This is a genomic window from Tardiphaga sp., assembly GCF_028290495.1.
Lineage (GTDB): Bacteria > Pseudomonadota > Alphaproteobacteria > Rhizobiales > Xanthobacteraceae > Tardiphaga.
Genome location: NZ_JAQGJT010000017.1, coordinates 57,631 through 66,738, shown reverse-complemented (window position 1 = coordinate 66,738; position 9,108 = coordinate 57,631). Strand labels below are relative to the sequence as shown.

The following is a 9,108-nucleotide window of genomic DNA, read 5'->3' as shown; positions in this document are numbered from 1 at the left end:
GCGAAAAACAACGGTTGCTGTGCCGAGCGTGGTGCTGCGGAGCGACTATCGTGCAATCAGGATGGGTCCGTATTGAATAAAATCCGTGCACCAAGCGATCACATAACCGAGCGCGAACAACCCAGCGATGACTCCGAGGAACAATCTGGTTTGGGTGTCCATGTGCATGTTCACGTCGATACTCCCGAAGGTTGTATCGTATACCCGCAAAAGATACCTATCTGCAAGCAAAGATGCTTGTCTTACATAAACACACGTGAAATAGGCGTCCGGGATAGCGAGAAGTCCGGCACTTCCTGCCGAATATCAATCGATGGGGTATCCGGTGTCATCCGCAACAGGGAACGACTGGCGGTGGATGCAAACAAAAAGTGGCAAACCGGCCGTGCGAGTTTGCCATAAACAGGAAAAATGTGAGAAATATCAACGCCATTTTGGGTTGATGGTGCTCCCTAGCGGAATCGAACCGCTCTCTCCACCGTGAAAGGGGCGTCTAAGTACTTCCTGACAGTCTATGACACTGCCTTAGAGTCTTGATTTACAATAGCTTTCTCGCATTTAATGTCTGAGCGTATCAGGCGGTTTCAAGGGGCACAAAGCAACGAAACCGACAACGAAAATTGCCGGAGAGCATCATGGCGCGTCGTCGAAGTTTGTTGTCCAGCCGGACTAGCCGTTTGGACTTGCCGGCCTCTGACGCCCCGGAATGGGAGATCATCGGGCCGGGGGTACGGCTCGGATATCGCCGAGGGCGCGGTACCACGGGGCGGGGCGGTTCCTGGTTGTCAGCAACCCGCTCGCCGAACGGTGCCCGAGTGCAAACCCGTCTCGGTCGCGCCGACGACCTAGCTTCGGCAGAAAATGTCCTGACGCACGAGCAGGCCAAAGAAGCGGCCAAGGCCTGGGCCAAGTCATTGAAAACCGGGGGGCCGGCCAGCCGGCAGCTGACCGTTGATGACATCCTCAATAAATACCTTGCCATGCGCGAAGGGGAAGGCGCGCGCAGTGACGTCCGCTCGTCGTTCAATGCCCACATCAGCCCGCCGCTCGGCAAGCTGCGCGTCGCGGATTTGACGACAGAGCGACTGCGAAACTGGCGCGACGCGCTGTCGAAACAGCCGAAACGCTTTCGGACCGGTAACAGCTCGAAGGAAAACCGCATCGTCGTCATCGATCCGGCTGACGAAGAGGGCATGCGTCGCCGGCGGGATTCGACGAACCGCGTCTTGACGGTCCTGAAGGCGGCCCTGAATTGGGCGTATCGCGAACGGCTTGTGACGGACGACACAGCTTGGCGATTGTTGAAGCCCTTCAAAGGTACCACAGCTGCCCGTGTGCGGTTCTTGGACACGGAAGAGCAGAACGCCCTGTTGCAAGCTGCCGCGGGCGCCCTGCGCCGCCTGGTGGCCGCTGCGCTCATGACCGGCGCACGGTTCGGCGAGCTTGCGCGCCTCCGGGTCAGTGATTTCGATCCGGCCAATGGTTCGATCTTTATTGCGAAGAGCAAAAGCGGCAAGCCGCGGCACGTCCCGTTGAATGATGGCGGCCTTGCCCTCTTTGCGTCGCTCGCGACCGGCCGTCCGTCGAGCGCGTTTCTTCTCACCAGAGAAAACGGCAAGGGCTGGAAGCCGCGCGAGTACAGCGATGAATACAAGGCGGCCGTCGCCGCGGCGGGGCTCGAGCACATCACCTTTCACGAACTGCGGCATTCCTACGCGAGCACGATGGTGCGGGCGGGAGCGGGTTTGATCATCGTCGCCGAAGCGCTCGGGCACAGCGACGTTCGCATGGTCACAAAGCACTACGCTCACCTCGCGCCGTCATTCGTTGCAGAGACGGTTCGACGCACCGCGCCCAACCTAATTTCGGCTTGGTGATCGATTTGCTGTTCGGCCCGCCCAAATGGTTGGCTGAAAAGCCGCGTTTACGAGGGCGTTAAAAATAAATTTTTGCCGTGAAGACCAACCGAGTTTCGTTTTGAAGAAACCATTAAGTTCAATGATCTGCCGGCTGAAAAATATGCCGCTTGTATGTCGTTTGTATGCCCAAACACTATGGAAATAGGCGTATGCGCGTTTGTAATTCATAATAACGCATGTCTCTCTCTTGTCGCCACTGACAATCGAGGACACAAAAATATGACCAAGCACTCGTTCCCAATTCCTAGCGGCGCGCTCACTGTGCCCGAAGCCGCTGACTATCTTCGAATTTCGGTCGCGACGGTTTGGCGGCTTCTCCGAAACAAGATGCTCGCCCGCGCTCGCATTGGTGGCCGCGTCGTGATCCGCCGCGTCGACCTGGACGCTTTTCTCGCTCGCGCGGTCGAGGCAGCGTGAGCACCGCTTTGCTTACATCGCGGGGAGGCATCCGACGTGATGAGCAAGACATGCCGTGGCGCATTTTGCATGGCCGTAGCGCGCAGTCACCGAGCGACGGGCCGATGCTGAGCGCCGTCCGAGCGGGCTTCGACCTCTCGACCAAGCACGCTAACGCCTTTGCGCCGGTTTTCGACTGCATCGGCCGGCGTCTCGACGCGGCCGTGTGTCAGCCTGATTTCGACAGCTTTTTCATCAATGACGCTCGGCAAATAATCGTGGCGATCAGCGACGCCAGTTGGACCGATGCCGCGGCGGTGACGGCTTACAGCGAGCATGACGTCGGCCCCATATCGACCGCTGCGGACCAGGCGCTCAAAGCTACAATACGTGACTGCAGGAGCATCGGATCCGACGTCAGCCCCGATGAGGTTATCAGCGTCGTATGGGCCAATTGGACCGGTCAGGCCCTCACAAGCATTCGAGGCAACGAGACGTCTTCTAAAACCTTGCCGGATTTGGCGGTAGGCACGCTCTTCTCGCGCTCGGCATCAGTGCGCGGCCAGCTCGACGCAATCGCGATGGCAGGTGGCACACCGGTGCTGGCGATCGCGCTCAATTCCATCGGGTCGACGAGCCAGCGTCCAAAATGCAGCGTTCGCGCCATTGTCACCACTTTTCCGACATGGGCATGCGCTTCCGGCGCCGTCGCTGGTCACGGCTAGAGAACGATCATGAACGCCCCTTTCGCTCGCTCCCCGTCGAGGTTCGATGAATTCTTCGCCATGGGCTTCGCTAGATTGGTCCCCGTGATACCCCACGATGCCCCGATCAGTGTGAAATCCTCGCTTTTCAGTCGTGTCGGCACCAGCCAGGACGGTCGCGGCAAGACGCCCGGTGTGCGCGGCAATGACGGGCTCTGGTACAGCTTCGACTGGACGAAGCATGAGGCCGACGCCCGAGATCTTACCCGATGGCAGGCCATGTCAGCAGGCGTCGGCGTCAAGATGGGCGCGGGCCTCTATTTCATCGATGCAGACACGATGGACAAGTTGCTCGCTGCGAACATCCACATGACGGTCGTCAAGCACTTCGGCGTTCTCTGCTGTCGGGTCGGCAACTTTCCGAAGGCCGGGTATCTGATCAGGCTCTCGGCGCCGCTCAATTACATGCGGATCGACTTCGGCCCCGCCAATGCTGCCGGAACGTTCGAGCGCGTCGAGATCCTCGGCGAGGGCAAGCAGGCGGTCTTTGCCGGCACGCATCCCAAGACCAAGCTGCCTTACACATGGGTCACGCCACTGGTCCCGTTCGACCAGGTGCCCGTCTTCTCGCCGGCCCAGGTCATCGCGTTCCTCGACGAGCTGCGCACCATCCTGCCTGCCGCCACGAAGGTCATCACGGAAGGCGGCGGCGCGGACGTCCCGCAGGCCAGCCTGAAGGGCGATCTAGACACGGTTCGCAAGGCCGTGAAGGCCACGCCGAACACATCCAAGACGTTCGGCACGCGCGAGGCGTACCGCGACTTCGGCTACGCGATCAAAGCGGCGCTGCCTGAGCAGGAGCCCGAGGCGTTCGAGCTATTTCAGGAATGGTGCGACAGGTGGCAGGACGGCACCAATGATCCAGCTATCGTCGCCGCTGACTGGCGCCGGATGCGCGGCCCGTACCGCCGCGGCGCGTCCTGGCTGTTCGAGCTGGCCGAACAAGAAAATCCCGAGGCGTTCAAGAACGTCGACAGGTTCTTTGATGTCATCCCCGACGAGGCCGAACCGTTGTTCGACACCGCGCCCGCAACGCCCGAGGCCAAAACGGACACCTATCCGATCCTGCGCATCGGTGACATCGTAAATCGGCCGCCGCCGATCTATCTCATCAAGCGCCACTTCCCCGAAATCAGCGTAGGCTTCCTGTACGCGGCGCCGGGTGCCGGCAAGACGTTCCTCGCGCTCGATGCTGCGCTTCACATTGCCTACGCGTTGCCGGCCTGGCACGGCGACGCCATCAAGGCCGAGGCAGGCACGGCCGTCGTCTATATTGCCGCGGAAGGCAGTTTCGGTTTCCGCAACCGGATCTTGGCATGGCTGCAAAAGCGAAACCAAACAGTGCACAGCGATCGCTTCGTGATGATCGAGCGGACGATCGATTTCATGGAAGCGGGGGACATCGACCGGCTTCTGCGCACCGTGTCGTCGGTCATTGGCGCACGACCGGTGCTGATCGTAGTCGACACGGTGTCGCAGGCCATCCCTGGCGCCGACGAGAACCTGCAGAAGGAGATGACGCTGTTCGTCAAAGCCTGCAACCGGGTCAAGGAGACGTTCCGTTGCGCTGTGCTCGGCATCCATCACGCCGGCAAGAACGGCGACATGCGGGGCTCGACGGTGCTGCGCGGCGCGGGCGACTTCGTATTCAGGCTCGACCGCAAGGAAGGCGCCAGCGTCGGCCGCCTGTGGTGCGAGAAGCAGAAGGACGGCCCTGACGGATGGTCCGAGCCGTATCGCTTCGATCACGTCAGCCTCGACGCTGGCGAAAGCTCTTGGGTGCCTGAGCGATGCGAGCAGTCGATCGGCCCCGACAAGGCGCTGACACCGGTGCTGGCTATCGAGGTGCTCGGGGCCATGGCGTCGGCCTGGTCCGCGGGTGAGCCGTGGGGACGGACCTATCGCTCGCGCGAGCTGATGGCTTCGCGGCGCATGGTGGAAGACTTCGATTTCAGCATGGAGAAGGCGGAACAGATGATCGGCTTCTGGATCGCGTCCGGCGACATTGTCGAAGCGACGCACTCGGCCAAGACGAAGCGCAAAGGCTTTCAGGTCGTGCGCCGGCTTGATGTGGCACCGGTGGAAGCCGGCACCAGCCTCTTCGATTGAAAAGGAAAGGCGTCATGATCACACACTCAGACCCCGTGATCGCACCCCGAAAAGGCGGTCCGAAAACCAATATTTTTCGGGCGGAGTGTCTCCGTTTCGTATGCTCGTTGTGTGGGCGGAGCAGCGGCGGAGCAGGGCGGAGCGGCGCCTGTAAACCATTGATATCATTGGGCGGAGCTAGAAGGCGGAGCAGCCGGCGGAGCAAGGGCGGAGCGGCGGAGCTACGCCTGCAAGTTCTTGATCCGATTCGGCTTTATGTGGCGGAGCCAGATAGGCGGAGCGGCGGAGCTAGACCCTATAAGAGAGGCGGCTTGCTCCGCTGCCTGCCCGCCGCGCCGCTCTCTTTTGAAGATAGCGAGATTTTGTCAGCATCCATTGTATGCCTCGGCGGAGGCCGTCGTCATGGCATACGTTTTGGCGATCGCCTGATGTATCGGCACGGCGTCAGCAGTGGACGAGCCGGATTACCTCATCGGCGCATATCGGCGAGGGTGCCATGAGGGCGACACGCTCACGCACCGCACGCTTGGACCGGTGGCGCAAGGGGGCCGACTTCCGACAGATCGCCAGCGCGTCGGCGCACGCCAATCTTGCGACCTTCGCCAAGGCGCCCCGCTGCGGTGCTGCGCGGAAGAGAGACGGCGAACCGTGCTGCAATCCTGCGATGAAGAACGGCCGCTGCGGCCTGCATGGCGGGAAGACGCCGAGCGGCAAGCAGTGGCACGTTGTGCAGTATCCGGATTGCTCGACGCCGCAGGGTGAAGCGAAGTTCAATCGCAAGCTTCGCATGCAGAAAAGATATGCCGAAAAGCGGGCTGCCCACCTCGCGGTCATGACGCCTGAGCAGCGAGCGCGACATGAGGCTTGGCATCGGACCCACAAACCGGGCGCAGGGGCCGCCAGGAGCACCGAACGCGCTCGGGCGCGTCATAACGCAGAGATCCGCCTTTTGCTCTCCGGCGAAGCTCCCTGCCGACCTCAGAGCCCGGAAATGATCCAACTGCTGGCCGAGCGTGCCGCCGTGACGGCTGAGCTTGAGCGGTTGAAAGCCGCAACGATCGAAGCCGATAGCGACAACAAGGGAATTTTCGCATGAACGATTTCGATGACGGCCTCGACGACGTCGCCGAGGATCAGCTGCGGGACGAGTTGTCGCATAAAATGCGGACGGCCGGCGCGGTGAAAGCCTACCGGACTGCAATCTCGATTTGTGATGATCCGAAGGCGACCGCTGCGGCGAAAGCGTCTGCGGTCAATTCACTTTTCAGAGCCGGCGGGTTCTTTGCTCCGCAGGACCCCGATGCCAGTGCTGTAAAGCAACTGTCCGAAATGACCGCCGACGAACTTCGCGCCGCGTCGCGCAAAGCCAAGGCGGATTTGGAAGCACTCGACAGGCGCGGCGCTGGCGACAGTCTTTTCGACTAAAGCGATCGTCTGAAACATACCCCTTGCTATGTTACACCTAGCATGTGTAACATAGCGACGTTCGTTGACCTGTTCCAAAAATCGGATTGAGCCATGAAAACCGCCATTGCCTACACCCGCGTGTCGACGGCACAGCAGGGCAAGTCAGGCTTGGGGCTTGAAGCTCAACAGTCGGCGCTCGCCCGCTTCGCCGAGGCCGAGGGCTATCACCTGATCGAGAAGTTCGAGGAAATTGAAACGGGAAACGGCGCTGATGCTCTCGATCGGAGGCCCCAGCTCGCCGCCGCGCTCAAAGCGGCCAGGCAGCACAAGGCGCCGATCATCGTTGCAAAGCTCGATCGGCTGAGCCGCGACGTGCACTTCATTAGCGGGCTGATGTCACACCGCACGCCGTTCATCGTCGCCGAGCTGGGCGCCGACGCCGATCCGTTCATGCTACACCTCTACGCCGCGCTTGCCGAGAAGGAGCGCAGCATGATCTCCCGCCGGACAAAAGACGCCCTGGCGGCGAAGAAGGCTCAGGGCGTCAAGCTGGGCGGCCTCAACGCTAAGGGCATCGAGAACCGCGACGCCGCGGCGGCTCGCGCCGTCGAGCTGCGCCCGATCTTCGAAGAGCTGGCGGGATTGTCGGCACGGAAGATCGCTGCAGCGCTGAACGAGCGGAAGATCGCTACGCCGAACGGCGGCCCTTGGCACGCGGTGACGGTCATCCGCGTGCAGAAGCGACTGCCGCAATAGGAAGACTAAAGGTCGGCAGCCTTGGAATGTCACCCGATAGGTGCCGACCTCCAACTTAGATTTTGTGCCGCTTACGGGCCGTCGCCGGATCAATATTGTGCTTTTTGATGATGTCGGTGCATTCGGAACGGCCGGCGTTACTGTGCATCACGGACGAGAGCCAAACCAATTCGAACTCATGAAGCCGGCGCACTTTAATTAATTTTGCACGCTCATCTCTCGGCAGATCGGGCTGGCTAAGAAGATCCACCACTGCGACGAGATCACTCTCCGCGCCACGTAGGTACGATGCTTCGAATAGAAGCCGATTCTCAAGCTCAGCCGGCGACGTGGCCGTCTTGCCATCGATATGCTCGTCGTCTTCGGAAATGGCCGGCGACCAGTCGCGATCGATATCGTATTTATTGATCGCTGCTTCGCAGAGCCGGCGTACATGCGCGCTTTCGGTATGTGTCTCGATTGTTGATATCTCGCCACCGAAGAAGGCAACGTCATCTAAGCGAGCAAGCCAGTATCTTTCACTATTCTTTTGATTTTGCGCGGCGCGGTGCGCCGCTTTGAGGTCAGCCAACACGCGAAAGAAACGCTTGGTCTCAGATGCTGTGTAATGCGTCTCTTCTTGTTTCGTAGTAGCTATCTGGTCGAGCATTTTACACCCCTTGTCGTTTTCTAATTTGGATATCGGCGCACATAGGGGTGCTGTATTGCAAGCGCTAAATCAGCATACAAAAACAAGGGTTGATTACAGGCACTTATACGCCAAAGCCTATAAAAAAAGATACAATGGGATACAGTAGTTCAGCGCAATCGAGCAAATCAGGAAGCGCTTCGGCTACTGACGGCTTTGGTTTAGACCTGCCCCTCAGATCATTTGACAGCCGGCGCCGCTTTCGAAACGACCAGGGGGAGACTGACATAGATGATATCTGCGGCCCTTGCCACCTGATCTCGGGGGTTTTGTGTGCAGTGGCCGAGCAGAAGCGATATCACCAAGTCGGGCGGCAGGCCGCTAAGATCCCTGTAGCGCGCGACGGACGTGACGGATGCCAGGTTGATGCCGGTAAAGTACCCTGCAGTCCAGGCGAAAACGTTCATCCGCTGTCGCGGTTCATAAGAGGTCACAAACTCGCTGCAGGTGGTCAAGCCGTAGCCCAGCGCGTTGTTCTGTGCCTGCGCCGGCAACGCGAAAAAACAGCAGCCCAGCCAGACTGAAATAAAATGAGCCCGTTGCCGTTCACGCATTTTGTCAAACTGGTCGGCGGTCAGCATGGGCCGCTCGCGTTGATCTCGACCACGCGCCAATCGTCCGCGGTACTGCCACCGCCGGACTGGACGGTGTCGACTTGCATCTTGCAGCCGCCCGCGGCCACGACACCCGGCGCGACTGCCACGGCGAGAGCGGGACCGTTCAGAGTGAAGGTTCGGCCGCGCGCGGTCGGATAGCTGGCAGAGGGCGCGGAGCCTACCGCGGCGGCAAGCGAGGCCAGCGATTGGCCTATGTACGGCTTGAGGCGGGCCTGCCGATCATCGGTGACGCACCCCGCAAGCAGGGAGGCGAGGGCGATCGATGTAACCCGCATTGTGGAACTCCCTGCGTGCAAAAGCGGCCTCTCAGTTGAAGGCCTATTGTGTATCAGCATACATGTCACGGCATAGTTGAGTGGTAGTATTTCGATAGGTTCGGATGCAATTTTCATTAGACCGAAAGGTCCCATTGCGCAGAGACCGCTGGCGGTGAAGACCGGTACCGGGGGCGC

The 9,108-nt window shown here is 60.2% G+C and carries 10 protein-coding genes; 7 read left to right on the top strand and 3 right to left on the bottom strand.

Features of this window, described 5'->3' with window-relative positions:
- Positions 1-815: 815 nt before the first annotated feature.
- The 7 genes from JWQ24_RS02340 (at position 816) to JWQ24_RS02310 (ending at position 7,351) form a co-directional block, all read left to right on the top strand.
- Positions 816-1,877 (top strand): site-specific integrase, encoded by a 1,062-nt coding sequence (locus JWQ24_RS02340; RefSeq protein ID WP_299803842.1) that lies wholly within the window; start codon positions 816-818, stop codon positions 1,875-1,877.
- A gap of 261 nt (positions 1,878-2,138) precedes the next feature.
- Positions 2,139-2,336 (top strand): helix-turn-helix domain-containing protein, encoded by a 198-nt coding sequence (locus JWQ24_RS02335; protein ID WP_299803840.1) that lies wholly within the window; start codon positions 2,139-2,141, stop codon positions 2,334-2,336.
- Between the two features lie 50 nt (positions 2,337-2,386).
- Positions 2,387-3,040: a hypothetical protein gene (locus tag JWQ24_RS02330; protein ID WP_299803837.1), complete on the top strand. Its 654-nt coding sequence runs from the start codon at positions 2,387-2,389 to the stop codon at positions 3,038-3,040.
- Positions 3,041-3,049: 9 nt separating this feature from the next.
- Positions 3,050-5,188, top strand: a complete 2,139-nt coding sequence (locus tag JWQ24_RS02325) for an AAA family ATPase (protein WP_299803835.1) — start codon at positions 3,050-3,052, stop codon at positions 5,186-5,188.
- A gap of 496 nt (positions 5,189-5,684) precedes the next feature.
- On the top strand, positions 5,685-6,284 hold the full coding sequence (locus JWQ24_RS02320; protein ID WP_299803832.1) for a hypothetical protein: 600 nt from the start codon (positions 5,685-5,687) through the stop codon (positions 6,282-6,284).
- A complete protein-coding gene (locus JWQ24_RS02315; protein ID WP_299803830.1) occupies positions 6,281-6,613 on the top strand; it encodes a hypothetical protein in 333 nt (110 codons plus the stop codon). Before JWQ24_RS02320 ends, JWQ24_RS02315 begins: the two co-directional genes overlap by 4 nt.
- A gap of 93 nt (positions 6,614-6,706) precedes the next feature.
- Positions 6,707-7,351 (top strand): recombinase family protein, encoded by a 645-nt coding sequence (locus JWQ24_RS02310; protein ID WP_299803829.1) that lies wholly within the window; start codon positions 6,707-6,709, stop codon positions 7,349-7,351.
- 55 nt (positions 7,352-7,406) lie between these two features.
- On the opposite strand, the gene JWQ24_RS02305 is transcribed toward JWQ24_RS02310, so the two are convergent.
- The 3 genes from JWQ24_RS02305 to JWQ24_RS02295 all read right to left on the bottom strand — a co-directional run bounded on the left by JWQ24_RS02305 (position 7,407) and on the right by JWQ24_RS02295 (position 8,931).
- The gene (locus JWQ24_RS02305) at positions 7,407-8,000 is read right to left on the bottom strand and encodes a hypothetical protein (protein WP_299803827.1); all 594 of its coding nucleotides are present in this window, start codon (positions 7,998-8,000) and stop codon (positions 7,407-7,409) included.
- Between the two features lie 218 nt (positions 8,001-8,218).
- Complete coding sequence (locus JWQ24_RS02300) at positions 8,219-8,620, bottom strand: hypothetical protein (RefSeq protein ID WP_299803826.1); 402 nt, start codon at positions 8,618-8,620, stop codon at positions 8,219-8,221.
- A complete protein-coding gene (locus tag JWQ24_RS02295; protein WP_299803825.1) occupies positions 8,614-8,931 on the bottom strand; it encodes a hypothetical protein in 318 nt (105 codons plus the stop codon). The genes JWQ24_RS02300 and JWQ24_RS02295 overlap by 7 nt, the downstream gene beginning before the upstream one ends.
- Between the last annotated feature and the right edge of the window lie 177 nt (positions 8,932-9,108).